The 25,472-nt window shown below is 60.4% G+C and carries 27 protein-coding genes; 15 read left to right on the top strand and 12 right to left on the bottom strand.

From position 1 onward, the window contains the following. The first annotated feature begins 53 nt into the window (after positions 1 to 53). Both queG and AB1E33_RS24535 read left to right on the top strand, forming a co-directional pair. A complete protein-coding gene (gene queG / locus AB1E33_RS24540) occupies positions 54 to 1,091 on the top strand; it encodes a tRNA epoxyqueuosine(34) reductase QueG (protein WP_372579877.1) in 1,038 nt (345 codons plus the stop codon). A 71-nt stretch (positions 1,092 to 1,162) separates the two neighbouring features. Then, positions 1,163 to 3,166, top strand: coding sequence for a hydantoinase/oxoprolinase N-terminal domain-containing protein (locus AB1E33_RS24535; protein WP_372579876.1), 2,004 nt, complete (start codon positions 1,163 to 1,165; stop codon positions 3,164 to 3,166). Positions 3,167 to 3,174: 8 nt separating this feature from the next. Here the strand turns inward: AB1E33_RS24535 and msrA are convergent, their stop codons facing one another. The 4 genes from msrA to AB1E33_RS24515 all read right to left on the bottom strand — a co-directional run bounded on the left by msrA (position 3,175) and on the right by AB1E33_RS24515 (position 6,588). Next, a complete protein-coding gene (gene msrA, locus AB1E33_RS24530; protein ID WP_372579875.1) occupies positions 3,175 to 3,687 on the bottom strand; it encodes a peptide-methionine (S)-S-oxide reductase MsrA in 513 nt (170 codons plus the stop codon). Then, positions 3,684 to 4,133: a peptide-methionine (R)-S-oxide reductase MsrB gene (msrB, locus tag AB1E33_RS24525; RefSeq protein ID WP_372579874.1), complete on the bottom strand. Its 450-nt coding sequence runs from the start codon at positions 4,131 to 4,133 to the stop codon at positions 3,684 to 3,686. The genes msrA and msrB overlap by 4 nt, the downstream gene beginning before the upstream one ends. Positions 4,134 to 4,234: 101 nt before the next feature. After that, complete coding sequence (locus tag AB1E33_RS24520) at positions 4,235 to 5,557, bottom strand: GH1 family beta-glucosidase (RefSeq protein ID WP_372579873.1); 1,323 nt, start codon at positions 5,555 to 5,557, stop codon at positions 4,235 to 4,237. Continuing rightward, positions 5,554 to 6,588: a LacI family DNA-binding transcriptional regulator gene (locus AB1E33_RS24515; protein WP_372579872.1), complete on the bottom strand. Its 1,035-nt coding sequence runs from the start codon at positions 6,586 to 6,588 to the stop codon at positions 5,554 to 5,556. Before AB1E33_RS24515 ends, AB1E33_RS24520 begins: the two co-directional genes overlap by 4 nt. A gap of 230 nt (positions 6,589 to 6,818) precedes the next feature. On the opposite strand from AB1E33_RS24515, the gene AB1E33_RS24510 reads away from it, so the two are divergent. The 5 genes from AB1E33_RS24510 to AB1E33_RS24490 all read left to right on the top strand — a co-directional run bounded on the left by AB1E33_RS24510 (position 6,819) and on the right by AB1E33_RS24490 (position 13,179). Beyond that, positions 6,819 to 8,177 carry an ABC transporter substrate-binding protein gene (locus AB1E33_RS24510; protein ID WP_372579871.1) on the top strand — a complete coding sequence of 453 codons (1,359 nt, stop codon included), beginning with the start codon at positions 6,819 to 6,821 and terminating at the stop codon, positions 8,175 to 8,177. A gap of 79 nt (positions 8,178 to 8,256) precedes the next feature. Continuing rightward, positions 8,257 to 9,264, top strand: a complete 1,008-nt coding sequence (locus tag AB1E33_RS24505; protein WP_372579870.1) for a carbohydrate ABC transporter permease — start codon at positions 8,257 to 8,259, stop codon at positions 9,262 to 9,264. Between the two features lie 11 nt (positions 9,265 to 9,275). Beyond that, positions 9,276 to 10,424 carry a carbohydrate ABC transporter permease gene (locus AB1E33_RS24500; RefSeq protein WP_372579869.1) on the top strand — a complete coding sequence of 383 codons (1,149 nt, stop codon included), beginning with the start codon at positions 9,276 to 9,278 and terminating at the stop codon, positions 10,422 to 10,424. A 9-nt stretch (positions 10,425 to 10,433) separates the two neighbouring features. Then, on the top strand, positions 10,434 to 12,083 hold the full coding sequence (locus AB1E33_RS24495; RefSeq protein ID WP_372579868.1) for an alpha-amylase family glycosyl hydrolase: 1,650 nt from the start codon (positions 10,434 to 10,436) through the stop codon (positions 12,081 to 12,083). A gap of 4 nt (positions 12,084 to 12,087) precedes the next feature. Then, on the top strand, positions 12,088 to 13,179 hold the full coding sequence (locus AB1E33_RS24490) for an ABC transporter ATP-binding protein (protein WP_372579867.1): 1,092 nt from the start codon (positions 12,088 to 12,090) through the stop codon (positions 13,177 to 13,179). 15 nt (positions 13,180 to 13,194) lie between these two features. Here the strand turns inward: AB1E33_RS24490 and AB1E33_RS24485 are convergent, their stop codons facing one another. The 3 genes from AB1E33_RS24485 to AB1E33_RS24475 are packed head-to-tail and all read right to left on the bottom strand — an operon-like array spanning position 13,195 to position 16,801. Further along, the gene (locus tag AB1E33_RS24485) at positions 13,195 to 14,694 is read right to left on the bottom strand and encodes a heme biosynthesis protein HemY (RefSeq protein ID WP_372579866.1); all 1,500 of its coding nucleotides are present in this window, start codon (positions 14,692 to 14,694) and stop codon (positions 13,195 to 13,197) included. 10 nt (positions 14,695 to 14,704) lie between these two features. Beyond that, a complete protein-coding gene (locus tag AB1E33_RS24480) occupies positions 14,705 to 16,033 on the bottom strand; it encodes a COG4223 family protein (protein ID WP_372579865.1) in 1,329 nt (442 codons plus the stop codon). A 54-nt stretch (positions 16,034 to 16,087) separates the two neighbouring features. After that, positions 16,088 to 16,801: a uroporphyrinogen-III synthase gene (locus AB1E33_RS24475; protein ID WP_372579864.1), complete on the bottom strand. Its 714-nt coding sequence runs from the start codon at positions 16,799 to 16,801 to the stop codon at positions 16,088 to 16,090. 98 nt (positions 16,802 to 16,899) lie between these two features. Between AB1E33_RS24475 and tsaD the strand changes: the two genes are divergently transcribed. From tsaD to AB1E33_RS24450, 5 genes are read left to right on the top strand one after another with little or no spacing between them, the layout of a single operon-like run. Continuing rightward, a complete protein-coding gene (tsaD, locus tag AB1E33_RS24470) occupies positions 16,900 to 17,997 on the top strand; it encodes a tRNA (adenosine(37)-N6)-threonylcarbamoyltransferase complex transferase subunit TsaD (protein WP_372579863.1) in 1,098 nt (365 codons plus the stop codon). Beyond that, a complete protein-coding gene (locus AB1E33_RS24465; RefSeq protein ID WP_372579862.1) occupies positions 17,994 to 18,956 on the top strand; it encodes an NAD(P)H-dependent glycerol-3-phosphate dehydrogenase in 963 nt (320 codons plus the stop codon). Before tsaD ends, AB1E33_RS24465 begins: the two co-directional genes overlap by 4 nt. Position 18,957: 1 nt before the next feature. Then, entirely contained in the window at positions 18,958 to 19,227 is a 270-nt protein-coding gene (locus tag AB1E33_RS24460) for a YciI family protein (RefSeq protein WP_372579861.1), read from the top strand. Then, on the top strand, positions 19,227 to 19,649 hold the full coding sequence (locus AB1E33_RS24455) for an EVE domain-containing protein (protein ID WP_372579860.1): 423 nt from the start codon (positions 19,227 to 19,229) through the stop codon (positions 19,647 to 19,649). Before AB1E33_RS24460 ends, AB1E33_RS24455 begins: the two co-directional genes overlap by 1 nt. Positions 19,650 to 19,691: 42 nt before the next feature. After that, the gene (locus AB1E33_RS24450) at positions 19,692 to 20,087 is read left to right on the top strand and encodes a DUF1761 domain-containing protein (RefSeq protein WP_372579859.1); all 396 of its coding nucleotides are present in this window, start codon (positions 19,692 to 19,694) and stop codon (positions 20,085 to 20,087) included. 226 nt (positions 20,088 to 20,313) lie between these two features. Here the strand turns inward: AB1E33_RS24450 and AB1E33_RS24445 are convergent, their stop codons facing one another. After that, the gene (locus AB1E33_RS24445; protein ID WP_372579858.1) at positions 20,314 to 20,655 is read right to left on the bottom strand and encodes a DUF2853 family protein; all 342 of its coding nucleotides are present in this window, start codon (positions 20,653 to 20,655) and stop codon (positions 20,314 to 20,316) included. A gap of 199 nt (positions 20,656 to 20,854) precedes the next feature. On the opposite strand from AB1E33_RS24445, the gene AB1E33_RS24440 reads away from it, so the two are divergent. Then, positions 20,855 to 21,502, top strand: a complete 648-nt coding sequence (locus tag AB1E33_RS24440) for a DUF899 family protein (protein WP_372579857.1) — start codon at positions 20,855 to 20,857, stop codon at positions 21,500 to 21,502. Positions 21,503 to 21,547: 45 nt separating this feature from the next. On the opposite strand, the gene ahcY is transcribed toward AB1E33_RS24440, so the two are convergent. Further along, positions 21,548 to 22,936, bottom strand: a complete 1,389-nt coding sequence (gene ahcY / locus AB1E33_RS24435; RefSeq protein ID WP_372579856.1) for an adenosylhomocysteinase — start codon at positions 22,934 to 22,936, stop codon at positions 21,548 to 21,550. Between the two features lie 34 nt (positions 22,937 to 22,970). Continuing rightward, entirely contained in the window at positions 22,971 to 23,144 is a 174-nt protein-coding gene (locus tag AB1E33_RS24430) for a hypothetical protein (RefSeq protein WP_372579855.1), read from the bottom strand. Here AB1E33_RS24430 and AB1E33_RS24425 point away from each other — a divergent pair. After that, a complete protein-coding gene (locus AB1E33_RS24425; protein WP_372579854.1) occupies positions 23,143 to 24,057 on the top strand; it encodes a glycosyltransferase family 8 protein in 915 nt (304 codons plus the stop codon). The two genes, AB1E33_RS24430 and AB1E33_RS24425, sit on opposite strands and share 2 nt — an antisense overlap. A 122-nt stretch (positions 24,058 to 24,179) precedes the next feature. Here AB1E33_RS24425 and AB1E33_RS24420 read toward each other — a convergent pair whose 3' ends face one another. Next, positions 24,180 to 24,494, bottom strand: coding sequence for a hypothetical protein (locus AB1E33_RS24420; RefSeq protein WP_372579853.1), 315 nt, complete (start codon positions 24,492 to 24,494; stop codon positions 24,180 to 24,182). A 208-nt stretch (positions 24,495 to 24,702) separates the two neighbouring features. Between AB1E33_RS24420 and AB1E33_RS24415 the strand changes: the two genes are divergently transcribed. Further along, positions 24,703 to 25,296 (top strand): HD domain-containing protein, encoded by a 594-nt coding sequence (locus AB1E33_RS24415; RefSeq protein WP_372579852.1) that lies wholly within the window; start codon positions 24,703 to 24,705, stop codon positions 25,294 to 25,296. On the opposite strand, the gene AB1E33_RS24410 is transcribed toward AB1E33_RS24415, so the two are convergent. Further along, positions 25,279 to 25,472: hypothetical protein (locus AB1E33_RS24410; RefSeq protein WP_372579851.1), on the bottom strand; the 194-nt coding region annotated here is incomplete at its 5' end. The genes AB1E33_RS24415 and AB1E33_RS24410 overlap by 18 nt on opposite strands.

Below are 25,472 nucleotides of genomic sequence, written 5' to 3'. Positions count from 1 at the left end.
CTGGCCTCGGGAACAGGTGTTGACCAAGGCAACGCGGTAGATATTTTAGCCAGATGAAAATCGGACCTGGGTTAAAGGCAAGACTGGTGCAACAGGCCCGGACCGAGGGGTTCGTCTCCTGCCGCCTTTGCCGGCCATGGGATGTGCCCGAAGTGCCGGGGCGATTGGCGCAGTTTGTCGAGGCCGGGTATCACGGGCAAATGGGCTGGATGGCCGAGCGAACGCATTGGCGCGGCGATCCGCAAGCTTTGTGGCCCGAGGCGAAAACCGTGATCATGCTGGCCGAAAGTTATGCCCCGGATCACGATCCGCGCGATATTCTAGAGCAGCGAGACAAAGGCGCGATCTCGGTCTATGCGCAGAACAAGGACTACCACGATCTGGTCAAGAAACGGCTCAAGCGGCTGGCGAGGTGGCTGATTGGTGAAGCCGGTGGCGAGGTGAAGGTGTTTGTCGATACAGCGCCGGTGCCGGAGAAATCCTTGGGGCAGGCCGCCGGGCTGGGCTGGCAGGGCAAGCACACCAATCTTGTCAGTCGCGATTGGGGGAATTGGGCCTTTTTAGGCTCTGTTTTTACCACGCTTGACCTGCCCACTGATCCAGCCGAGCCGGATCGGTGCGGGTCGTGCCGCGCTTGTCTGGACGCCTGCCCGACGGACGCGTTTCCAGCGCCCTACCAGTTGGATGCCCGGCGCTGTATTTCTTACCTGACGATCGAGCACAAAGGCCCGGTCGATGTGGACTTGCGCAGCAAGTTGGGCAACCGGATCTATGGCTGCGACGACTGCCTTGCCGCCTGCCCCTGGAACAAATTCGCGGTAACCGCCAGCGATCTGCGCTATGCCGCGCGCGACGATCTGCTCGCCCCCGATCTGGCGGAGCTTGCGGCGCTGGATGATGCCGGATTTCGCGCGAAGTTCTCGGGCTCGCCGATCAAGCGGATTGGGCGCGACCGGTTTGTGCGCAACGTACTTTACGCCATCGGCAATTCGGATAACGCCGCGTTGAAGCCGGTGGCGCTGGCCCTGTTGAACGATCCGGACCCGGCGGTGTCAGACGCGGCGTCCTGGGCTGTCGGGCGCTTGCCATAGATGACGCAAACAGGCTGGATGTTTGGGTTCTCGCGCTCTACCTCTCGGGTCGCAGGATGCGGGAGGCAAGCATGACCCTAGCTTTGGGGGTGGATACGGGTGGTACCTATACCGACGCAGTGCTGGTACGGGACGAGACCGAGGTGGTGGCAAGCGCCAAGGCGCTGACCACGCGGTCCGATCTGGCCATTGGCGTCGGCGAAGCCGTGCGCGCGGTGCTGGACAGTGCCGGTGTCGGCGCGGATCAGATATCGATGGCGTCGCTGTCGACCACTCTTGCCACCAACGCGCTGGTCGAAGGCCAAGGTGGGCGGGTCGCCTTGATCTATATCGGGTTCCGCGAAAGCGATCTGGATCGGCATGGTTTGCGTGACGCCCTGAAGGGCGATCCGGCGCTGGTGGTTGCGGGCGGGCACAGCCATGCGGGCAATGAGGCCACAGCCTTCGACAAGGATGCGCTTTTTGCCTTTTTAGAGACTGAAAACGGTGTATCCGGCTATGCGGTCGCGGCGCAGTTCGCCACCCGCAATCCGGCGCATGAGTTGGAAGCGGCGCGCATCATACGCGAACGCACCGGCGCGCCGGTGACCTGCTCGCACCAGCTATCGGCCAAGCTGAACGGGCCGAAACGGGCGGTGACCGCGGTGTTGAATGCGCGACTGATCGGCATGATCGACCGTTTGATCGGACGGGCGCAGGATGTGCTGGGCGAGTTGGGCATCACCGCGCCGATGATGGTGGTGCGCGGCGACGGCGCGCTGATGTCGGCCGAACAGGCGCGGGCGCGACCGATCGAGACCATTCTCAGCGGGCCGGCAGCCTCGATCGTCGGCGCGCGCTGGCTGACCGGCGCGCAGGATGCGCTGGTCTCGGATATTGGCGGCACGACCACGGATGTCGCCCTGATCCGCGACGGCAAGCCCGCCATCGACCCGGCAGGCGCGCGGGTGGGAGGGTTCCGCACCATGGTCGAGGCGGTTGCGATGCGCACCAGCGGGCTGGGCGGTGACAGCCAGGTACACGTGCAGGCAGAAGGGTTGCGCGGAGGCGTCCAGCTTGGCCCGCGCCGGGTGCTGCCGATTGCGCTCATCGCGCGCGAAGCCCCTAAACTGGTGCATGACAGCCTTGAGGTTCAGCTACGGGCCACCACACCGGGCGAACATGACGCCCGCTTTGTCCGCGCCGTGCCGGGTTTGGATACCGATGGACTCGGCGCGCGAGAACAGGCGTTGCTGGACCGGATCGGCAATGTGGTGCATCCGCTGGGTGCGCTGTTGCGGACGCGGATGGATCATGCGGCGCTTAACAGATTGGTGGATCGCGGGGTGGTGCAGGTTTGCGGCGTGACGCCCTCGGATGCCTGTCATGTTCTTGGCACACTGTCTTCCTGGGACAAAGAAGCGGCTGAAAAGGCGCTGACGCTGTTTGCGCGCAAGCGGGTTGGCTCGGGCAACCGGCTGGCAGAAACTCCCCATGATCTGGCCCGGATGATCGTCGATCAGTTGACCGAACAGACGGTGGAAACCTTGCTGGAAGCCGCCTTTGCCGAAGAAGAATCGGAATTTGGCATCCCAGCCAGCACATTGGCGCGCCATGTCCTGACCCGCAAAGGGCTGTTGGCGCATCGCGGGCTGCTTGCGCTTGATGCGGCGCTGAACGTGGATGTGATCGGGTTGGGCGCCTCGGCTCCGACCTACTATCCGGCAGTCGGCAAGCGCCTGCGCTGCCGGATGGTGCTGCCGGAATATGCGGGTGTCGCGAATGCAATCGGCGCGGTGGTGGGTCGCGTAACTTTTCGCCGCAGCGGCGTCGTCACCTCGCCGTCAGAGGGCAAATACCGGGTACATCTGGACAGCGGGCCGCGTGATTTCGGCGATCCTGATGCGGCCATGTCGATGCTTGAGGACAAGCTGCGGGACATCGCCGAGGCTGAAGCGCGCGCGGCAGGGGCCGAGGATATCCGCCTGCTGGTTGCGCGCGATGTCCGCACCGCCCGCGTTGAGGCCCGCGATGTGTTTGTCGAGGCAACCCTGACAGTCGAGGCCAGCGGGCGACCGCGCGTGGCCTCAGGCTGAAATAGAGTCTATTCAGCGGCATCCACGCGTTTCGGCAACACCCAGCCGGGGCGTGGGAAGTGGCAGGTATAGCCGTTGGGGACACGTTCCAGATAGTCCTGATGTTCTGGCTCGGCGTCCCAGAATTCACCAACGTGCTCCACGTCAGTCACCACCACACCGGGCCAGAGACCCGAGGCGTTCACGTCAGCGATGGTATCGATCGCCGTCTGCTTCTGCGCCTCGTCCTCGTAAAAAATCGCCGAGCGATAGCTGAGGCCGATATCGTTGCCCTGCCGGTTTGGCGTTGTGGGGTCGTGGATCTGAAAAAAGAAGGCCAGCAGATCGCGATAGCTGATCACCGCGGGATCAAAGACGATCTCGATCCCCTCGGCATGGGTGCCGTGATTGCGGTAAGTGGCGTTGGGCACATCCCCACCGGTATATCCGACGCGTGTCTTGGATACTCCGGGTAGCTTGCGGATCAGGTCCTGCATTCCCCAGAAACATCCGCCTGCCAGAACGGCACGTTCGGTCCTCATGCGATATCCTCCACTTGGTCCAGGTAATCCCCATAGCCTTCCGCCTCCATCTCATCGCGATGGATGAAGCGCAGCGAGGCCGAGTTGATGCAGTAGCGCAGCCCGCCATGTTCGCGCGGCCCGTCCGGAAAGACATGGCCCAGATGGCTGTCGCCATGGGTCGAGCGCACTTCGGTGCGGATCATGCCCAGCGTCTTGTCTTCCAACTCCTGCACATGGGCGGGTTCGATGGGTTTGGTAAAGCTGGGCCAGCCGCAGCCGGATTCGTACTTGTGCGCCGAGGCAAACAGCGGCTCGCCCGATACGATGCAGACATAGATACCCGGCTCCTTGTTGCTAAGGTGTTTGCCGGTTCCGGGGCGTTCGGTGCCACTGCGTTGGGTGACGTGGAATTCCTCGGGCGAAAGCGCGGCAATCGCGTCCGGGTCTTTGAAAAATCGACTCATGGTACCCCCGATGTCGTGTCAGGTTTGACTAACAAATGGGGCGCATCGGCGCAAAGCAAAGAGGTGTTACACACCGCTCGCAAGGACGTGTGCCGCGCGGCCTAGCGCAGCATCGCCGCCAACGCGTGGTAAGAAGCCTTGGGCGTGCGCGTCAAGCTCTCGAAATCCACATGCACCAGACCGAAACGTTTTTCATATCCCAACGCCCATTCGTAATTGTCCAGCAATGACCAGACCATATAGCCCGCGACCGGAACGCCATCCGCGATGGCGGCTTTGACCGCATTCAGATGTTCGTTCAGATAGTCGATCCGCATCTGATCCGGCACTGCGCCATCTTTGAGGCTGTCATCATTGGCCATGCCGTTTTCGGTCACAAAGATCGGCAGGTTGCCGGTGTAGTCCTGCGCCGTGCGCCTGAGGAAATCATACAGGCCCTGCGGATAGATTTCCCACCCCATCTGTGTTTTGGGCAGCGGGCCCGGCACCTCGTGATGGTGCGGCCAGGGCCCGTCATCGGGCGCGATGAGCTTGCGAGTGTAATAGTTGATGCCACACCAGTCGACCGGCGTACCGATGATGTCGAAATCGTCTTGCCAGTTCTCGGGCATATGCGACCCCAGCCCGGCGAGCACATGCTCAGGGTAGCACTTTTTGAACACCCCACTCAGGAAAAAGCGGTTGTAATAGCCGTCATATAGATCGGCCGCGCGCCGCGCCTCGGGCGAGGCATTGGAGGGTTCGGCCCATTCCAGATTGAATACCGCACCAAGGTTGTCCATGCCCAGCGCACGCATTGCCTGAATGGCGCTGCCATGCGCCAGCATCACGTGATGCATGGCGCGGGCGGTGGCGCGAATGTCGCGCAGGCCGGGTGCATGATGGCCAAGGAAATGGCTCAACCAGCCTACGCACCACGGCTCATTGATCGGTGCGACCGAGTGCACCCGATCGCCGATCCGGCCCATGATGATCTCGGCGAAATCGGCGAACCAACCAGCGATGTCACGATTGCGCCATCCACCCAGATCCGCCAGCGGTGAGGGAAGCTCCCAGTGATAGAGCGTCGCAAGCGGCTTGATCCCACGGGCCAGCATCGCGTCGACCAGACGATCATAGAAATCCAGCCCCTCGACGTTCACCGCACCTCGCCCTTCGGGCAGTACCCGCGCCCAGCTGGTGGAAAAGCGGTAGGCGTCAAACCCTGCCGCCGCTACCAGATCAAGGTCTTCTTCGTAGCGCAGAAAATGCTCGCAGGCCCGCGCGCCGTTTTCCGCGCGCACCACGTTGCCCGGTGTAGCGGCGAAGCTGTCCCAGTGGGTCTGCCCGGCACCGCCCAACGCGTGACCTTCGATCTGATAGGCTGAGGTGGCTGTGCCAAATGTAAAGCCAAGTGGAAAGTCCTGCCGTGAGTGGCGCATCATCGTCTCGTCTCCGGTGCTGGTCCTGTCGAGCGGCCAACCACCAGCTCAGCCTCCAACATGTGGTTCTGGTTGGGCGCATCGGGTTGCTCGATCTTTTCGATCAGCATGCGAGACAGGATCTCACCAGCGTGCTGCACCGAAGATCGAGTGGCGGTGAAGATCGGAACGTCCGAGCCGTTGCGCAGATAGGAGAGATCATCGTCATGGGTAATGACCGACACGTCGCGCGCAAGCGTCAGCCCCGCCTCGTCGATGGCCCGGCGCACGCCGATGGCCGAGATCATCGACGCGGCGAGGATCGCGGTGGGCGGATCCTCCATCTTCAGCATCGCGCGGGTCTCATGGTGGCCGTAGACCTCGGTCATCTCGGCGCTGCGCATCAGGGCAGGATTAGGCTCTATTCCAGCCGACTTCAACGCTTCGACATAGCCTTCGCGGCGGCGGTGCGCGAAATCCATCTGCTCCAGCCCGTTGATCAGTGCAATTCGGCGATGCCCCAGATCAATCAGAAATTTCGTCGCCCGCTGGAACGAACGTTTGTTGTTCACATCCACCCAGTCATAGCTTTCCTCGATCCCCGAAGAGCGGCCGTGCACGATAAAGGGTAATCCAATGCGGTTGAGCAGCGGGATACGCGCGTCGTTCACCCGGGGACCCTGCAGGATGACCCCGTCGACCGAACCCTTCGCGACCAGCGCGTGATAGACCTGCTCCTCATCCCCGTCATCGACGCGGGTGAACATCATGTCATAGCCGAAGGTTGCATAGGCGCGCGAGGCGCCGGCGACAAAATCACCAAATACCGGATTGACCATCTCGTGCTGGGTCGAGGCCGGGATCACATGGCCGATCACCATCGCCCGCCCGGTTGCCAGCCCCTTGGCGCGGCTGTTGGGGCGATAGTTATGTTCGCGCGCGGCTTCTTCCACACGCCGTCGTGTTGCCTCGCTCACTTCGGGGTAGCCGTTCAACGCACGGCTGACGGTGGTCTGCGACAGTTGCAGTTTTTTGGCGAGGGCTTTCAGGTTCATATCGGATTCAAAGCGCTTTCAAACATATCCTAGAACATGTTTTGTGGGCAAATCGGTCTTTCGTCAACATTTTTCGCCAATCTGACCAAAACCTCCATAAAATATGAGATTTTCGAAGTGCCGAAAACAGATCATTGACAGGACCCCTAATGTTAGCGGATAAACAATAATTACCAAAGCGCTTTGAGAGATGAGTCGTTTGAGCGCAAATGCAGTCGGGAGGTGAAGCTATGAAACACGCACTATATGCAGGTGCCGCAACGTTTGCCCTGATGGCCGGGGCGGCGCAGGCGGAAGGTGAGCTGATCTACCCGCCGGGCGAAGGTCCCTTTAGCTGGGACAGCTACAACGCCTGGGCTGAATCTGCACCTGATCTGACCGGTCAAACTGTCACCGTATATGGGCCGTGGCTGACCCCAGAGGATGGCAATTTCAACAACATGCTGGCCTATTTCGAGCAGGCAACCGGGGCTGACGTGATCTACACGGGCTCGGACAGTTTCGAGCAGCAGATCGTTATCGATGCCGAGGCCGGATCGGCCCCGAACGTTGCAGTCTACCCGCAACCCGGGCTGGCGGCGGTCATGGCTTCAAAGGGGCAGCTGGCACCGCTGGGCGAAGACATGGCCAAGTGGGTTGCTGACAATTATGCAGCCGGCGAATCCTGGGTCGATTTGGGAACATATGCCGACGCAGACGGCAACGACCAGATGTTCGGGTTCTTTTACAACGTCAACGTCAAGTCGCTGGTTTGGTACAACCCCGAGAATTTCGAGGATGCGGGTTACGAAGTGCCGGCCTCGATGGAAGAACTGAAAGAACTGACCGAACAGATGGTCGCGGATGGCGAGACGCCATGGTGCATCGGATTGGGTTCCGGCGCAGCGACAGGCTGGCCCGCTACCGACTGGGTCGAGGACATGATGCTGCGCACGCAGCCGCCTGAAGTTTATGACCAGTGGACAAAGAACGAAATCCCGTTTGACGATCCGCGCGTCATTGCGGCAATCGACGAATTCGGTTGGTTTGTGCGTGACGATGCCAAGGTTTCAGGCGGTGCGGGCGCGGTTGCATCGACCGACTTCCGCGACAGTCCTAAGGGTCTCTTTTCGTCTCCGCCTCAATGCTACATGCATCGTCAGGCGTCGTTTGTACCGGCCTTCTTCCCTGAGGGTGTCGAGTTCGGTTTGGACACCGATTTCTTCTATTTGCCGGCCTATGCCGACATGGATCTGGGCAAACCGGTCCTGGGTGGTGGCACTCTGATGGCGGTCACGAACCCGTCTGATGCGACGATGGTATTCATGGAGTTCCTCCAACAACCCCTCGCCCATGAGGTCATGATGGCGCAGACCGGCTTTCTGACCCCGCACAAGGGCGTGAACCCAGATGCTTACAAAGATGATACCCTGAGAGGTTTGGGCGACATTCTGCTGGGTGCCACCACGTTCCGCTTTGACGGGTCCGATCTCATGCCTGGGGCCGTGGGCGCAGGCACGTTCTGGACCGGGATGGTCGACTATACGGGCGGGAAATCCGCGCAGGATGTGGCAAGCGAAATTCAGTCCTCCTGGGACGCGCTGCAATAACCCCCACTCACTCATGAGCAGGGGCAATCCGGGATCAACCGGGCTGCCCCACCCCTTTCCTCTTCCCGGAGCATGAGAGATGAGCCCAGCGCTGCAGGGTCTTTTGACCATCGTGATCGGAGTGGTCGGTTGTATCGGCTATTTCTACCTCTCCAACCAGTTTCTCGACAAGATTCTCTACCCGCCACGCGGACCAAACGCAGGGCGCAACATCAACCGTGCAAACTTGATCCGACCCTGGCTGTTTCTGTTTCCTGCTTTATTCGCGCTTGGCATTTATCTCGCCTATCCGGTTTTCGAAACCCTGCGCCTATCGCTGACCGAGCGGGTAACCGGCGGTGGCTATAGATGGGTTGGGCTGCAGAACTACCAGCAGATGATGCAGGAGCCGAAGTTCTGGGAGGCCATGCGGAACAACATGCTATGGCTGATCGTGGTGCCTGCAATGTCCACCGGTTTTGGCCTGCTGGCCGCACAGCTGACCGACCGGATTCGCTGGGGCAATCTGGCAAAATCATTGATCTTCATGCCGATGGCGATTTCGTTTGTCGGCGCGGCGGTGATCTGGAAGCTGGTTTATGACACGCGACCCGTCGAGCAGGACCAGATCGGCGTGCTGAACGCCATCTACTTGGCGCTGGGCGGGGCCGAACCGCAGACCTGGCTGACCACCCCGTTCTGGAACTCGTTCTTCCTGATGATCGTGCTGATCTGGATTCAGACCGGCTTTGCCATGGTGATCCTGTCCGCCGCCCTGCGCGGCATCCCCGAAGAAACGGTCGAGGCGGCCATCGTCGATGGCGCCAACCCGTTCCAGATCTTCTTTAAGATCAAGGTGCCGCAGATCAAGAACACCATTCTGGTGGTCTGGACCACGATCACGATCACCGTGCTCAAGGTCTTCGACATCGTTTTTGCCATGACCAACGGGCAATGGGAGACGCAGGTTCTCGCCAATTACATGTTCGACAAGCTGTTCCGCGCCAATGACTGGGGCGTGGGGTCGGCCTCGGCCATCGTGATCATGATCCTGGTGATGCCAATCCTGGTCTGGAATGTGCGCAACGCGCGCGCAGAGATGAAATAGGGAGTGCCGAGATGAACAATATCGCTGGCTCAAGATCGGCACTGGTCTGGATCGTCAATCTTTGCGTGCTGGGCCTTGTCTGCCTCTGGCTGTTCCCGACATTCGGTCTGTTCGTGTCGTCCTTCCGCACCGCGGACCAGATCGCGACAAGCGGCTGGTGGCGCGCGATGTTCCCCTCGGAACAGAACCTGACCCTGCGCACCGCACCGCCCGATACCCAGGTTGAACAAGGCGACATGTATGTGATCGAGGGCAACCTCTTTGGCGACAGTCCCAAGGCAGGAATTTCGGTTTGGGGCGTGTCCTCGCGCGAAATCGACGCCTATACACCGGGGGAAACCGCCGAACTGCGGCGCGGGGGTGAGATTACCGTGCAGGCCGATGGCGCCTACCGGTTGGTGAACAGTGAGGCCTTCGAAGGAAAGCGCGGCCCGCGTGTCTTTGTGACTGCAACTACGTCGCCCGAACTGACCTTCCAGAATTACAAAAACATCCTGTTCGATCCGGCCAATTCGGACGGAATGACCAAAGCGTTCTTCAACACGCTGACGGTGACCATCCCCGCCACGATCATCCCCATTCTGGTCGCCGCCTTTGCCGCATACGCTCTGGCCTGGATGGATTTTCCCGGCCGCGCGCTACTGATCGCGGCGGTGGTGGGCCTGCTGGTAGTGCCGTTGCAACTGGCGCTGATCCCGCTTTTGAAACTGCATCTTGGAGTGGGGATCGGCAAAAGCTATCTGGGTATCTGGCTGGCTCATACCGGGTTCGGGCTGCCGCTGGCAATCTACCTGCTCAGGAACTACATGGCCGGTCTGCCGCGCGACATCATCGAAAATGCGCGGGTGGACGGGGCCACGGATTTTCAGATCTTCACTAAGATCATCTTGCCGCTGAGCTTTCCGGCACTGGCCTCGTTCGCGATCTTTCAGTTCCTGTGGACTTGGAATGACCTGCTTGTTGCCAAGGTGTTCCTGATCGACGCCTCGGGCCAAACCACGGTGATGACCGCGCAGATCGTCGAGCTGATGGGCACGCGCGGGGGCAACTGGGAAATCCTTGCCACGGCGGCTTTCGTGTCGATTGCCGTGCCGCTGCTGGTCTTCTTCGCAATGCAAAAATACCTGGTCCGCGGATTGCTGGCCGGCTCTGTCAAATAGGGTAAATTCATGAACGCTCAAATGGCTCCTCAACCGGGTGTTCCGGTCGAAACCGCCTCGGATTGGTGGCGCGGCGGGGTGATCTATCAGATCTATCCACGCAGCTTTCAGGACAGCAATGGCGACGGCATCGGCGATCTGGACGGGATCACGCAGCGGCTGGAATATGTCGCTTCGCTTGGCGTAGATGCGATCTGGATCTCGCCCTTCTTCAAATCGCCCATGAAGGATTTCGGCTATGACGTCAGCGATTATCGCGATGTCGATCCGATGTTCGGAACTTTGGCGGATTTTGATGCGCTGCTGGCCCGCGCCCATGAACTTGGGCTGAAAGTGATGATCGATCTGGTCCTGTCCCATACCTCGGATCAGCATCCGTGGTTTACCGAAAGCCGGGCGTCGCGCGAAAACCCGAAATCCGACTGGTATGTCTGGGCCGATCCGAAACCCGATGGAACGCCGCCCAACAACTGGCTGGCGATTTTCGGTGGCTCAGCCTGGCAGTGGGACGCGCGGCGGCGGCAATACTACCTGCACAACTTCCTGACCTCGCAGCCGGACCTTAATTTCCATGAACCTCAGGTTCAGGAAGCGCTTCTGGACGTGGCCCGGTTCTGGCTGGATCGCGGCGTGGACGGGTTCCGACTGGACACGATCAACTTCTATTTCCACGACAAGGAACTGCGCGACAACCCACCCCTGCCGCTTGAAGACCGCAATGACAGCATCGCACCGCAGGTGAACCCCTATAACCATCAGGACCACCTCTATTCCAAAAGCCAGCCCGAAAACTTGGCATTTCTGGAACGGCTTCGGGCGCTGACCGATGCCTATGATGCCCGTGCCTGTCTGGGCGAGGTGGGCGACGCCCAACGCGGGCTTGAGATCATGGGGCAATACACCGCGGGCGCCGCGCGTATGCATATGTGTTACGCGTTCGAGTTTCTGGAAGGCCGGCGCGCCACAGCGGCGTTTATTGCCGGGGTTTTCGACGACCTCGAAGCCGCAGCACCCGATGGCTGGGCCTGCTGGGCCTTTTCGAACCACGATGTGAAGCGCCATGCCAGCCGCTGGGGTTTAAGCGACGCGGCGCTGCGCTGCTACACCACGCTGATGATGTGCCTACGCGGTTCGGTCTGTCTGTATCAGGGTGAGGAGTTGGGCCTGCCCGAGGCGGATGTGAGTTTCGAGGATCTGCAAGACCCGTATGGCATCGAGTTCTGGCCCGAATTCAAGGGTCGCGACGGCTGCCGCACCCCCATGGTCTGGCAGAGCCAGGCGGAAAATGCCGGGTTCGGCAACGGCAAAAGCTGGCTTCCGGTCAGCTCGGTTCATGCCGAAGTGGCGGTGGACCGACAGGAACAGGACCCTGGTGCGATGCTGCACCATTACCGGGGTGCCATCGCGCTGCGCGGGGCTCATACTGCGTTGCAAACCGGTACGCAAACGGATCTGCGCGCCGATGGCGACTTGCTGAGCTTCACCCGCGCAAACGCAACCGAGACGCTGTTCTGCGCCTTCAACCTGGGTGACGGCACCGTGGAGGTCCCATTGCCCGACGGGTCATGGCAGTCAGTGCGCCCAAGGGCGGAACCCGGAGGGCAGCGCGCCGTGCTCGGGGCTTGGGACTATTTGATCGTGAAACAGGTGAGGAACTGACATCATGGCCGATCTGAAACTCACCGATGTAGAAAAGACCTATGCCGAAAACGTCAATGTTCTCAACAACATCAACTTGGATATCACGACCGGCGAGCTGATTGTTTTTGTCGGACCGTCAGGCTGCGGCAAATCCACCTTGCTGCGGATGATCGCCGGGTTGGAGAAGATCACCGGCGGCGAGCTGACCATTGACGGCGAGGTCATGAACGACGTGCCACCGGCGCAGCGTGGTATCGCGATGGTGTTCCAGTCCTACGCGCTCTACCCGCATATGACGGTGCGCGACAACATGGCCTTTGCCTTGAAGATCGCAAAGAAATCGAAATCCGAGATCGACGCAGCCGTTGAAAAAGCCGCCAAAGTGCTTCAGTTAGAGCCGTATCTGGATCGTCTGCCCAAGGCGTTATCCGGCGGGCAGCGCCAGCGTGTGGCCATCGGCCGCTCAATTGTACGCGATCCCAAAGTTTACCTCTTCGACGAACCGCTCTCGAACCTCGATGCCGCCTTGCGCGTCGCCACGCGGATCGAGATCGCACGGCTGAAAGAGGCGATGCCAGATCGCACCATGATTTATGTGACCCACGATCAGGTCGAGGCGATGACATTGGCAAGCCGCATCGTGGTGCTGGCCAACAAGGGCATCGCTCAGGTCGGAACCCCACTGGAGCTATATGAAACGCCCGAGAACGAGTTTGTCGCCCAGTTCATCGGCTCGCCCGCGATGAACCTGCTGCCCGGCAGGATCACCGGCACTGGCGCCCGCACCATTGTGACGCTGGACGGTGGCGGCAGCGCTATCTCGGACATCCGGACCAGCGATGCCGACAGTGGAAAAGCAGTCAATATCGGCGTCCGACCTGAGGATATGAGGCCCACAGACAGCGAATACCTGTTCAAGGGCAAGGTCGATATCACCGAAGCTCTGGGTGAAGTCACACTGCTCTACTTTGAGCCGGTCGCGGGGGCCGATCCGGTCATCGCCAAGCTGCCGGGCATCCAGCGCGATCTGCGCGGTACTGATGTCACCCTGACCGCCGATCCGGCCAAGGTGCATCTTTTCCACGAAGGGCGGTCGATGCGCCCCAAATCCTGAAACGGAGCGCGGCGATCAGGTGGCGGGTCGGGATTCGGCCTCTGACGTATCAGACGGCTGAACTTCACCATCCAGAATTGTTGCCTCATCCGCGACATCTTCGGGTGCGTCCTCTACTTCGTCGGACTTGTCCTCCAGCGCGCCCAGGATCAGCGGCAGCATCTGTGCACCAGTTGCGGTTGCAACTTCCTGTTTGGTCGGCGCGGTCCAGGTCAGCGTGTCGAAGCTGTGGCAATTGTTGCAGGTCGGCGCCCATTCAGGCTGGATGTCGTGACAATTATCGCAGACCCATTGCGGCCCGCGCGGCGCAGTCAGCGCCTTGGCCAACCAGCCTTGCACTACCGCATCCGATGCGCCCTCGCCCCGTTCGACCGCAGCCATCAAGGTGAAGACGCGCGCATCCGCATCCTCCATCTCGACAAGATCGCCCAGCGCGCGGCGCGCTTCTGGGAAGTCTTCGGCCACGATGTTCAGCTCGGCCATGACCAGACGGGTCTCGGTATCGTTGGGATGCAGACGCGACAGTGCCGAGAACCGGCGGACCCGGTCTGAGGGGGTCTCGTCGGGGACGATCTCGGCAAAGGCGTGGGCCAGGTCGGGATGCGGGCGGACCTCCCAGGCTTTCTTGAGGATCTTGGTTGCATTGCGCGGCTTGCCCTTGGCGATATGCGCGCGCGCCGCCATGGCGGCAGCGGGCACCAGATCGGGCGACAGTCGATTGGCCTCGATCGCACGTTCCTGCTGGTCGACAGTTCCATCCTCGTCCAGCAACTCCTTTGCTTCGGACAAGGCCAGCACCGCATCGCGGCGCTTATAGACATCGCGCGGCAGGGCTCCGGATTTCAGCTTGGCGGTGAGTGTTGACCGGGCACCGGCCCAGTCCTGCGCCTTGGTCTGCAAGGTCAGCAACACATCCTGAGTCTCGCCATGTTTCGGCTTCAGTTCCAGTGCCTTTTCCGCCAGCTTGCGTGCGGTGTCTTCATCCCCGTCGGCCAGCTTTTGCTTCATGATTCCGCGCACGCCGACAAAGCGGGTCGCGTCATTTGTGACCAATTTCTTGTAGGTCTCGGCGGCGCGCTTGGTATCGCCGTTCAACTCTGCCGCCTGCGCCACCAGCAGGTTGGTCAACTCGGGCTTTTGCAGCAGTTTTTCGGCCTTGCTTGCCTTTGCCATCGCCACGTTGCCTTCGCCCGAGGCCAGCGCCATCACGCTATCGGCCAGCGCCTGATAACCGCGGCGTTCGCGGCCCCGGTCGAAATAGCGCGACATCGCGGTTTCATCCCCGTTGAGGAATTTCAGCGTCGCGATCAGCAGGCCCAGCAGTTTGAAGGCCAGCCAGACCAGGCAGACCAGCACGATCAGCGCCAGCACTGACTGCAGCGGGCCAAGTGTATATTCCGTCCCGGCGATCGTGACCTGCACGCCGCCCTGTGTATCCATCAGATACCCGGCACCCAGCGCCAACAGCGCGATAATCGCCACCAGAACGAGAATTTTGAGCAGTGACCAAAGCATGGCGCGTCCTTCAGTTCGAGTTCAGGCTGGATGCCAGGGCGTCAGCAGCGCTAAGCGCCTCCTGACGAGAGGTCGCGCGCGCAATCCATTCGGACAGCGCCGCCTTGGCTGCGTCGGGCAGCGCATCCAGATCGGTGAGCGTGGTCGAGACATCGCCCTGCGTCAGCGCCGCCTCGGCCCGGGACAGGACCGCATCGGGGTCGGAGCCTTCGCGCGGTGCGACCGAACGTGCGCCGGTTTGGCGCTGAATGAAGGCCATCAAACCGGTGCCTTTCTCGGTCTCGCGCGCGTCAGCAAGTGCCACCCTCGCAGCGGGCGCAAAGCTCTCCTGCAAGGCGCTCATTGTTGCAATGCCATCTGTGGCCGATGCCGTCAGCGCGTCAGGGATATCGACGCCACCGGATTTCAGCGTATCCAGCGTCTTGGAATAAGGCGCACCGCTTTCCAGCTCACCGCGCAACTGTGCGGCGGCGGTGCGATTGGCGGCGGACTGCGCATCGGAACTGGCCTGCGCCTTGAGGTCCTGCGCCTGCTTCATCATCGATTCGACCTCGGCGCGCTGGCTGGCCATGGTGTCCTTGAGCTTTGCCAACTCCGCGTCATAAGCGGCCACCGCCTCTTTCGAGGCTCCTTCTGTGACAGGGAGTTTTTCCAGATCGCTCAGCCGCGTTTCCAGATTCGGCAGGGATTTCGACAAGTCCTGAATCTGAGTGCTCAGCGTTCCCAGATCGGTTGTCATCGGATCAATCTGCGCTGTCAGCGCGTCGATCTTGTCGCTCAGACCGGCGGTATCCGTCCCGCTCACTTTCTGGTCGAGCGCACTCAGCGCGTCGGTCTGCTGTCTTAGCTGCGTTTCAAGTGCAGTAACCTGTGTGGTCAGCGCGCTTGTGTCCGAACCCGACCCGAACAGACCAGCCTGCCCCGCGACAAAGCCGATCGCGGCGGCCAGCACTCCGCCAATAAGCGCAGGAGCAAAACCACCTGACTTCTTTTCTGGCTGGGCCGCGGGGTTCTCCACATAGTTCGGGGTGAAACTCATCTCGGCTTCGGCTTCGGCTTCGGCTTCGGCTTCGGCTTCGGCTTCGGCTTCGGCTTCGGCTTCGGCTTCGGCTTCGGCTTCGGCTTCGGCTTCGGCTTCGGCTTCGGCTTCGGCTTCGGCTTCGGCTTCGGCTTCGGCTTCGGCTTCGGAAGTCAGGTCATCCACCGCCTCATCCACGTCAACAGCCTGGCTGGCCTCACCTTCGGGCAGCTCTGTAGCATCGGCATTTTCGGCTGCCTCCACCGGGTCAGCCTCGGATGAGGTATCTTTGCTGATCTCAGTCTCTTTTTTACCGGCCACCGAGCATTTCCCCCGTGATTCTAAAAATTATTAAACACCAGACCCTTGCAAAGACTAATGCGCGTCCGAGCGGCCCTCAACCCGGTTCGCCCGTTTGAGGGACATTTCGACGGTTTTTCCCATCGCAGCATTGTTCGGGGCCGCGGCAACCGCCAGATCCTGAAAGGGCAATGTTTTAAGGGGTTCCGCCACTGCAGAGCTGAGCGCGGTCAGCCAAAGAGGCGCGCGCGGGTTGGCCGTTTCGGCAAATTGTCGCGCTGTTCGCGGCGAGAAGAACGGCGCCAAAACCGGCGCAGGCCCGGCCAGAACGCCCGCCGCGGCATCACTCAAAGGCAGCAGGGATTGATCGTAAATCGCCTTTTCGTCGCACGAAACGCCCGCGCGCGACAGGTTTTCGGCAATATCTCCGCGCGCGTGCACACCCCGCAAATGCAGCAGTTGCACGTCGGGTCTGATGCGTGTCAGGTTTGCGATCAGCTGCTGCGCGGTGTCACCCGATTGTGTCGCGTGCCAGCCTGCGCCGCGCGCTGCTTCTGTGGTCGCGGGACCAACGCAATAACAGACAAGGTCGCGGCTGCAGATCAATTCGCTGGCCACCGCAACCGCATTGGCAGATGTGAAGACAAGCGCGCCGACGCCCGACAGGTCGGGTGCAACATCCAGCGGGCGAATCTCGATCATTGGAGAAAAGACCGGCGAGAACTGGGCCGAAACCGTGGCGGGCAAGCCGGCGATGAACCGTTCAGAGGCGGCGGGTGGGCGTGTCATCAGCAGATGCATCTTGTCGTGGCCTTCCGCCTCGGGATTGTTTGCCGGAACGCGGGATGCTACCCCGCAGCGTATATCCGATGCAATCCCGGGGATGCATGACACCACATCTGACCATATTGGGACTGGAAAGCAGCTGCGACGACACGGCAGCGGCGATCGTACGTCAGGCCGAGGGCCACACACCCGAAATCCTGTCCTCGATCGTTTATGGCCAGACCGAACTACATGCGGATTTCGGCGGCGTCGTGCCCGAGATCGCCGCGCGCGCACATGCCGAAAAGCTTGATGTCGCGGTCGCCGATGCGCTGGCAGCAGCACAGGTGACACTTGCGGATCTGGACGCTGTTGCGGTGACTGCCGGGCCCGGGCTGATCGGCGGAGTTCTGTCGGGCGTGATGTGCGCCAAGGGACTGAGCGCCGCGACCGGGCTGCCGCTGGTCGGCGTAAACCATCTGGCCGGTCACGCGCTGACACCGCGTCTGACCGATGCGGTTGCCTTTCCCTACCTGATGCTGCTCGTCTCGGGCGGGCATTGCCAATATCTGATTGCGCGCGGTGCTGAAGAGTTCACCCGTCTAGGCGGCACTATCGACGATGCTCCGGGCGAAGCGTTCGACAAGACAGCACGCCTGCTAGGTCTGGCCCAGCCCGGCGGCCCGGCGGTGGAGGCAAACGCGAAGACGGGCGATCCGAAGCGGTTCCGCTTGCCGCGCCCGTTACTTGACCGGCCCGATTGCAACCTGTCCTTCTCGGGTCTGAAGACGGCGGTACTGCGCGCCCGGGATCAGATCGTCGCCGAGAAGGGCGGTCTGACCAGACAGGACCGCGCCGACTTGTGCGCCGGGTTCCAACAGGCGGTCGCGGATACACTTACCGAGAAGACTCGCCGGGCGATTAGGCTCTATATTGGGGAAAACCCCGTTGAACCGGTCGTCGCCGTCGCCGGAGGCGTTGCCGCAAACGGGACGATCCGGGCAGCATTGGAGGCACTTTGCCAGGAGGCCGGAGCGCGTTTTCTGGCGCCACCTCTCGCGCTATGTACCGATAACGCGGCGATGATCGCTTATGCGGGGCTGGAGCGGTTCCGCGCTGGCGCGCGCGACGGCACGGACCTTGTCGCGCGGCCCCGCTGGCCGCTGGACAAGTCAAGCCCAGCCTTGCTGGGCAGCGGCAAGAAAGGGGCAAAGGCATGAGCGTTTCGGTTCTGGGGGCGGGTGCTTTCGGCACCGCCTTGGCAGTGTCGCTTGCGGGGAACGGGCCGGTGACGCTCTGGGCCAGATCGCGGGCGCAGGCGGATGCGATGCAGATTAGCCGCGAGAATGCGCCGCGTCTGCCCGACATAACTCTGCCCGAGAGGCTGCGCGTCACCGATGATTTGTCCCTTGCGGCGCAGAGCCGGACTTTGCTGCTGGCGGTTCCGATGCAGAAATTGCGTGCCTTTCTGTCCGAACATCTGGAGGTTCTGGGCGATCACGCGCTTGTCGCCTGCTGCAAGGGGATCGAGTTGGAAACCGGGCTGGGCCCGATCGCTGTCATGTCCGACCTACTGCCCGGGGGTCGCACCGCCCTTCTAACGGGTCCCAGTTTTGCAGATGACATCGCACTTGGCTTGCCCACAGCGCTGACGCTCGCCTGCGCGGACGCAGAATTGTGTGAGGCGCTGCAGCACGATCTTACCACAGCCAATCTGCGGATCTACCGCACCAGTGACACGATCGGGGCCGAGCTTGGAGGAGCGCTGAAGAACGTGATGGCGATTGCCTGCGGCACGGTGATGGGCGCCGGTCTGGGCGACAGTGCTCGCGCCGCTCTGATGACGCGCGGATATGCCGAGATGCAGCGCTTTGCGCTGACCTGCGGTGCGCAGCCGGAAACGCTGGCCGGTCTCAGCGGGTTTGGCGATCTGGCGCTAACCTGCACCTCGGACCTGTCGCGGAATTATCGCCTTGGCTTGTCGCTAGGCCAGTCCGAGGCGTTCGACCCGTCGGTCACGGTGGAAGGGGCGGCAACTGCCTATGCCGTGGTGGCGCGGGCCGATGCGATGGGGATCGACATGCCGATCTCGCGCTGTGTGACCGGGTTGCTGGATGGCGCCTTGACCCCAAATGCGGCAATGGCGCAACTTCTGGCACGACCGCTCAAGGAGGAATGACATGCTGATTGCCCTGATCGCGCGCGACAAAGATGGTGCGCTGCAAACCCGTCTGGATAACCGCGCGGCGCATCTGGCCTATATCGAGGACACCGGTGTGGTCGCGCAGGCCGGTCCATTGCTGGATGGCGACAATATGATCGGATCGCTGATTATTCTGGATGTGGCGGACATGGCGGCAGCCCAGGGTTGGGCTGACAACGATCCCTATGCCAAGGCGGGGCTGTTTCATTCGGTCGACCTGATCGTGTGGAAGAAGGTGATCGGGTGATGGCATATTGGCTCTTCAAATCCGAACCATCGACCTGGAGCTGGGATCAGCAGGTCGCCAAAGGAGACGTGGGCGAGGAATGGGATGGCGTGCGCAACTATCAGGCCCGCAATTTCATGCGCGAGATGAAGCTGGGCGATCGCGGTTTCTTTTACCATTCACAAAAGGACAAGGCCGTGGTCGGCATCGTCGAAGTCTGCACCGAGGTCCATCCCGACAGCACCACCGACGATCCGCGCTGGGAATGTGTGAACATCAAGGCAATCCGGCCCTTCACTGAACCGGTCACATTGAACGACATCAAAGCCGAAGAGGCGCTGGGTGAGATGGTGCTGGTCAAGAACTCGCGCCTGTCAGTGCAGCCGGTGACGGAAGCGGAATGGCGCAAAATCTGCGGCCTGGGGCAGACAGAGGCGGACTGATCAGGCATCCTTTGGGCAGGGCCAATAGCGGAGAATTCACACATGGAACTGCTCAACATACTCGTCGCTGCGGTTGCGGCATTTGCGATCGGGTCGGTCTGGTACATGAAACTGGCCGAGCCGTGGATGGAGGCCTCGGGCGTACCGCGCGGGCCGGATGGACAGCCCGAAGGCGGGATGAACCCCAAGATCTTTGCGCTCGGTTTTGTCCTGCAATTGATCGTGGCCGGCATGATGAGCCATGTGTTCCGGATGAGCGGTATTGCCTCACTTGGCGCGGGTCTGGTCAGTGGGATCGGGGTCGGACTGTTCTTCATTTCGCCCTGGATCGCGCTGAACAACATGTATGCCATGCGGCCGTTCAAGCTGACGCTGATCGATGGCGGGTACGCCACGCTTGCCTGCGGCATCATGGGCTTGGTTCTAACGCTGTTCTGAGGGATTTGACGGTATATTGGGGAAGGTCCTGACGATACAGAACCTTCCCCGTCCCCACGTGCTCCCTACTCACCACACGCGAAAAAATTTGAAGGTTTGACCGTCCTGGTCCTTGGATTCACTATCCGACAACTCGCCGGAATTGGCAAACTCAAAGCATCTCAGATTGAGTTAAAATGCGAAACGCCCACTGTCCCCGGCGGGCGCTTTCAGGCTTGGGGCACGCTTACCCGTAGACCGATTCCTTGCCGAAATGCTTGGTCAGCATGTAATAGACAACCGCGCGATACTTATTTCTCTCGGATTTTCCATAGGTCTCGACAACCGAGTTGATGGCCTGCATCAGCTCAGGCCCGTCGGCAAGACCCAGCTTCTTGATCAGAAAGTTCTTCTTGACCGTTTCCAGTTCACTGTCCTGACTGGACGCAACAGTAGCGGCATCCGCGTCGTAGATCGCCGGGCCGCAGCCGATGGTGACCTTGGTCAGCAGGTCCATGTCGGGGTCAATCCCGCATTTGTCATTCAGATCATTGGCATATTGCGCGATCAACTCGTCTCGCTTTCCCATTTCCAGTCTCCCTTGGTTATTGTGTGTGAGCGGGGATGTCATTCCCGCCGCGCAGGCTAATCAGCCAGCCAAACCGCACAAAGGGAAAATTCCGCTCGGTTCCCCCTAACAGCGGCTCCGCCTCGAGCTGTTGCGAATCCATAAATTTTATTTTACATTTTAGTTAAATAACATACTGCACAGACCGGGAGGCCCGAACATGACCGCATCTTTTCCCAATGAGACCCCCACCTATCGCGACGCGCGCAACGCGCTGCTGCGCTCCGAACTGGAGCTGCGCCAAAAGACCGAAGAGGTCGCGGCGCTGCGGCGCAACTTGCCCAAGGGTGGGACCATTGCCGAGGATTACGGTTTTGCGGCTCTGGATGGCTCTGTTGCGCCGCTGTCATCACTGTACGGCGATCACGAAACGCTGGCGATCTATTCGCTGATGTATGGCCCCAATGCGGATGCGCCCTGCCCCGCCTGCTCGTCGCTGCTGGACGGGTTTTGTGGTCATGCCGCGCAACTGGCACGGCGGATGTCGCTTGTCATCGTCGCGCAGAACACACCGGAAAAGCTGGCCACTTTGTCCGCGCATATGGGCTGGCAGGCGCTGCCCATCTACTCGGCCTTGGGGACCACCTATCAAAGCGACTATTTAGCAGAGAGTTCCGAGGGCAGTCAGATGCCGATGATGAATGTCTTTTGCCGTGACGAAGACGGTATTCATCATTTCTGGGGGTCAGAGATGTTGTTTGAACCCAGCCCCTGGCACCCGCGCCACATGGACACGGTCTGGCCGCTCTGGAATGTGCTGGACATGACGCCGCAGGGGCGCGGCGATTTCATGCCTTCCTTGCGTTGAGGCACCTAAGGGGCCGGGCAGTCACACCGCCCGGCGCCGACCGGATCAGTACCGGTAATGTTCGGGCTTGTAGGGGCCCTCGGGCTTCACGCCGATATAGGCAGCCTGTTCGCTGTCCATCCGGGTCAGTTTGACGCCGATCCGGTCCAGATGCAGGCGGGCCACCTTTTCATCCAGATGCTTGGGCAGGATATAAACCTCGTTGTCGTACTGATCCCCTTTGGTGAACAGCTCGATCTGGGCCAATACCTGGTTTGTAAAGGACGCCGACATCACGAAAGACGGGTGGCCAGTGGCGTTGCCGAGATTCAGCAAGCGGCCCTCGGATAGCAGGATGATACGGTTGCCCGAGGGCATCTCGATCATGTCCACCTGTTCCTTAATATTGGTCCATTTGTGGTTTTTCAGGTTGGCCACCTGGATCTCGTTGTCGAAGTGGCCAATGTTGCCAACGATGGCCATGTCCTTCATCGCGCGCATATGCTCGATGCGGATCACGTCCTTGTTGCCGGTGGTCGTGATGAAGACATCGGCGCTGGCAACTTCGTCCTCCAGCAGCGTGACTTCGAACCCGTCCATTGCGGCCTGGAGGGCGCAGATCGGGTCGACCTCAGTCACTTTCACCCGGGCACCGGCACCGCGCAGCGAGGCGGCAGAGCCTTTGCCCACATCGCCATAGCCGCAGACGACGGCAACCTTGCCCGCCATCATCGTGTCGGTGGCGCGGCGGATACCGTCGACCAGCGATTCCTTGCAGCCGTATTTGTTGTCGAACTTCGACTTGGTGACGCTGTCATTCACATTGATTGCCGGGAAGGGCAGCTGACCGTCCTTGACCAGCTGGTACAGGCGGTTCACGCCAGTGGTGGTCTCTTCGGACACGCCCTGAATCTGGTCACGCATCTTAGTGAACCAACCGGGCGAGGCCGCCATGCGCTTGGCGATCTGTGCCTTGATGGCCGCTTCCTCTTCCGAGCCGGGAACAGGGATGATGTCTTCGCCCGCTTCGGCACGTGCGCCAAGCAAGATGTATAGCGTTGCATCGCCGCCATCGTCCAGGATCATGTTGGGGCCGTCGTCGAACAAGAAGGATTTGTCGAGGTAGTCCCAGTGCTCTTCCAGGGTCTGACCCTTGATGGCAAAGACCGGAACACCAGCTTCGGCAATGGCCGCGGCGGCATGGTCCTGGGTCGAGAAGATGTTGCACGACGCCCAGCGCACATCCGCACCCAGCGCCACCAGCGTTTCGATCAGAACTGCTGTTTGAATGGTCATGTGCAGCGAGCCGACGATGCGCGCGCCTTTCAGGGGCTTGGCCTCGCCATATTCCGCACGCAAAGACATCAGCCCCGGCATCTCGGTTTCAGCAATATCCAATTCCTTGCGGCCAAATTCGGCCAGCGAAATGTCTTTGACGACGTAGTCTGTGCTCATCGGAATACTCCAGCTCATTTGAAAAAGCCCTCTATCATTCAAACAAGAACCTCACAACGCGAATCCATATTGCCGCCGGACTCAATTCTGAGATACCGTCAGCCACGCCAAAACTGACAGTTACTGGATCAGGATCTTTGATGGGATCTAATACACGAACGCCACAAGTGACGGCTTCGCGTCCTGCAAGCGCGCGCAGGGCAATCATGTTCTGCTGCGATCAGAACTACCTCGTCTTCGCTGCGCACGCGATCTCGCAGATCGCCGCGCTGCATCCAGACCGCGATTTCGACATCTGCCTGTGCTACGGCGAGCGTCCAGTCACCATCCCCGAAAGCCTTGCGCATCTCGACATCCGACTCTGCCACGTACAGACCGGAGATCTGTTCCAGGGCTTGCGGCTGGACCCGGGCAAATCCCATGACGTTTACTTGCGGCTTGCCCTGCCAGAGGCCTTTGCCGAAGAGTATGACCGCATCCTGTACCTGGACAGTGACATCTTCATACAGGGCGGGGATTTCGGCGCATTGTTGAAGCTGGATTTCGCGCCCTACCCGATTGCCGCGGTTCGCGACAACATGCAGTGGCGAACACCCAACCGCAGGCCGAGACAGTTCAAGATCCTCGATCTGCCGACCGCGCGGTACTTCAACGCGGGTGTCATTCTGATGGATGTGGCGCGTTACAACGCACAGGACCTGCTTAACCGGTGCGTCGCCCTGGGCAAGGCCAAGGCCGATGTGATGATCCGCCATGACCAGAATCTGTATAATGCAACACTGCAGGGCGAATGGGCCGAGCTCAATCCGGCGTGGAACTGGCAGTTCACCTGGTCTTCGCGCCTGTTTGCGATGCAGCAAGAGCCCAATCTGGTACATTTCATCGGTGGCACAAAACCGTGGAAGGATCCGAAGGGCGAACTCAGTCCGAGATTCGCAAACTCGTTCAGACGGTTTGCCGCGAGGTACTTCCCGGATACCGACATCATCCGATCCGAGGCCGCGACCCTGGCGCCAAACAGCTGGAAAATGCGCAAGATGTTGATCCGACACCTGGCATCAAGCAAAAAGACCGCGAAGTTTCTTGACCGCTTTCAGGGCGAATTGGACGTGCTGCGATAGAATCGTCGCACCGGCAGCTCTCAAAGCGCAGCAAGCCCCACGAGATTGGGACGCCGACGACCGCATTGGCCTATGTTTGGGGGAGAGGGGGAGGGGACGCGTTCGCTAAAACTGGCCCCGGGTCAACTTGGCGTACCGTCCGGAATCACAGCCGGGACGGCTTCGAAAAAATCAGTGCCGGCGGCGACAATACAGGAAATGCCGTTGGCCTGAGTCAGTAGAACGGTGAATGTGCCGGTTTCTTCAGAAGTCCAGATCTCCATCACCGAATGTGAGCCACGTACATTCTGAAGACCACCGACCTTTAATTGTTCGGCATATTTGTCTTTCAGATTGGCGACAACATTGTCGCGGGCTCCGCAAGAGGCGGCAAGGGCAGGCGGCGCGGTGGCGGCCATACCGAAAGTCAGGGCAACACCCAACAAACGCTTGAACATGGCAAGCTCCTTTCGTTACAGGTTTCTGTCTGAGAGGGCCGCTTAGGGAGGAAAATATGCGTCCCCCTCGATTAATATATCGTGATCCCGTACCCGAATTTCAAACCACGGGCGCTCAATAATTTGTTCGCAATGCGTGATCAGGATAGAGAACATTGTGCGATCGAAATGTGGCAAAAACATGGCAACCATGAAAGGCTGTGGCTGAATGGCAACGCAAACACGGGCTTGGCAGCGGATGTTATCGGGGCGTCGACTGGACTTACTGGATCCGACCCCTGTGGATATCGAGATCGAGGATATCGCCCACGGACTGGCCTTTGTGGCCCGCTGGAACGGCCAGACCAAGGGTGATTTTGCCTATTCCGTGGCCGAACATTCTTTGCTGGTCGAGGCACTTTTTGGCCGGATTTCCCCCAAAGCGCCCGCGAAATGGCGCTTGGCAGCATTGCTGCACGACGCGCCGGAATACGTGATCGGCGACATGATCTCACCGGTGAAATCCGCCGTCGGGCCCGATTATGGCAAGCTCGATGACCGGTTGGCGTCCGCGATCCACATCCGCTTCGGCCTGCCCGCCGCCGTTCCCACAATCGTGAAGCGGCAGATCAAGAAGGCCGACAAGATCAGCGCCTGGATGGAGGCCACCCAAATCGCCGGATTTTCCGAGGCCGAGGCCACCAAATTCTTCGGCCGCCCGGACAGAGCGGTCATGGAAGCGCTGCAGATCAAGCTGCGCCCACCGGTTGAGGTGCGGCAGGCATTTACGGATCGGCATGTGGCGTTAATGGAAGCGGTTTGAGTGGACGCCTTGCGCCAATGTCAGCTCTGAGCCTATTTTGTTGAAAAACTCCTGCTTGATCGACAGGTGGACTGCTGATTCAATTCCCGTATCGAGCGGGAGGATTGAGGATGCTGGGACCGAAGCAAGAGGCGCAAGCTGCGCTGTTCTATGAGTTCTCGCTGGAAGATCATGTC

It is taken from the genome of Ruegeria hyattellae (assembly GCF_041537925.1).
Taxonomy (GTDB): Bacteria; Pseudomonadota; Alphaproteobacteria; order Rhodobacterales; family Rhodobacteraceae; genus Ruegeria_C.
Note: the sequence above shows the minus strand (reverse complement) of the source record. Positions and strands in the feature narration are given on the sequence as shown.

Bases quoted from the DNA above. Each gene is read 5' to 3' on its own strand.
- queG (WP_372579877.1), top strand. From the start codon at position 54: ATGAAAATCGGACCTGGGTTAAAGGCAAGACTGGTGCAACAGGCCCGG.
- AB1E33_RS24535 (WP_372579876.1), top strand. From the start codon at position 1,163: ATGACCCTAGCTTTGGGGGTGGATACGGGTGGTACCTATACCGACGCA.
- msrA (WP_372579875.1), bottom strand. From the start codon at position 3,687: ATGAGGACCGAACGTGCCGTTCTGGCAGGCGGATGTTTCTGGGGAATG.
- msrB (WP_372579874.1), bottom strand. From the start codon at position 4,133: ATGAGTCGATTTTTCAAAGACCCGGACGCGATTGCCGCGCTTTCGCCC.
- AB1E33_RS24520 (WP_372579873.1), bottom strand. From the start codon at position 5,557: ATGATGCGCCACTCACGGCAGGACTTTCCACTTGGCTTTACATTTGGC.
- AB1E33_RS24515 (WP_372579872.1), bottom strand. From the start codon at position 6,588: ATGAACCTGAAAGCCCTCGCCAAAAAACTGCAACTGTCGCAGACCACC.
- AB1E33_RS24510 (WP_372579871.1), top strand. From the start codon at position 6,819: ATGAAACACGCACTATATGCAGGTGCCGCAACGTTTGCCCTGATGGCC.
- AB1E33_RS24505 (WP_372579870.1), top strand. From the start codon at position 8,257: ATGAGCCCAGCGCTGCAGGGTCTTTTGACCATCGTGATCGGAGTGGTC.
- AB1E33_RS24500 (WP_372579869.1), top strand. From the start codon at position 9,276: ATGAACAATATCGCTGGCTCAAGATCGGCACTGGTCTGGATCGTCAAT.
- AB1E33_RS24495 (WP_372579868.1), top strand. From the start codon at position 10,434: ATGAACGCTCAAATGGCTCCTCAACCGGGTGTTCCGGTCGAAACCGCC.
- AB1E33_RS24490 (WP_372579867.1), top strand. From the start codon at position 12,088: ATGGCCGATCTGAAACTCACCGATGTAGAAAAGACCTATGCCGAAAAC.
- AB1E33_RS24485 (WP_372579866.1), bottom strand. From the start codon at position 14,694: ATGCTTTGGTCACTGCTCAAAATTCTCGTTCTGGTGGCGATTATCGCG.
- AB1E33_RS24475 (WP_372579864.1), bottom strand. From the start codon at position 16,801: ATGACACGCCCACCCGCCGCCTCTGAACGGTTCATCGCCGGCTTGCCC.
- tsaD (WP_372579863.1), top strand. From the start codon at position 16,900: ATGACACCACATCTGACCATATTGGGACTGGAAAGCAGCTGCGACGAC.
- AB1E33_RS24465 (WP_372579862.1), top strand. From the start codon at position 17,994: ATGAGCGTTTCGGTTCTGGGGGCGGGTGCTTTCGGCACCGCCTTGGCA.
- AB1E33_RS24460 (WP_372579861.1), top strand. From the start codon at position 18,958: ATGCTGATTGCCCTGATCGCGCGCGACAAAGATGGTGCGCTGCAAACC.
- AB1E33_RS24455 (WP_372579860.1), top strand. From the start codon at position 19,227: ATGGCATATTGGCTCTTCAAATCCGAACCATCGACCTGGAGCTGGGAT.
- AB1E33_RS24450 (WP_372579859.1), top strand. From the start codon at position 19,692: ATGGAACTGCTCAACATACTCGTCGCTGCGGTTGCGGCATTTGCGATC.
- AB1E33_RS24445 (WP_372579858.1), bottom strand. From the start codon at position 20,655: ATGGGAAAGCGAGACGAGTTGATCGCGCAATATGCCAATGATCTGAAT.
- AB1E33_RS24440 (WP_372579857.1), top strand. From the start codon at position 20,855: ATGACCGCATCTTTTCCCAATGAGACCCCCACCTATCGCGACGCGCGC.
- ahcY (WP_372579856.1), bottom strand. From the start codon at position 22,936: ATGAGCACAGACTACGTCGTCAAAGACATTTCGCTGGCCGAATTTGGC.
- AB1E33_RS24425 (WP_372579854.1), top strand. From the start codon at position 23,143: ATGTTCTGCTGCGATCAGAACTACCTCGTCTTCGCTGCGCACGCGATC.
- AB1E33_RS24430 (WP_372579855.1), bottom strand. From the start codon at position 23,144: ATGATTGCCCTGCGCGCGCTTGCAGGACGCGAAGCCGTCACTTGTGGC.
- AB1E33_RS24420 (WP_372579853.1), bottom strand. From the start codon at position 24,494: ATGTTCAAGCGTTTGTTGGGTGTTGCCCTGACTTTCGGTATGGCCGCC.
- AB1E33_RS24415 (WP_372579852.1), top strand. From the start codon at position 24,703: ATGGCAACGCAAACACGGGCTTGGCAGCGGATGTTATCGGGGCGTCGA.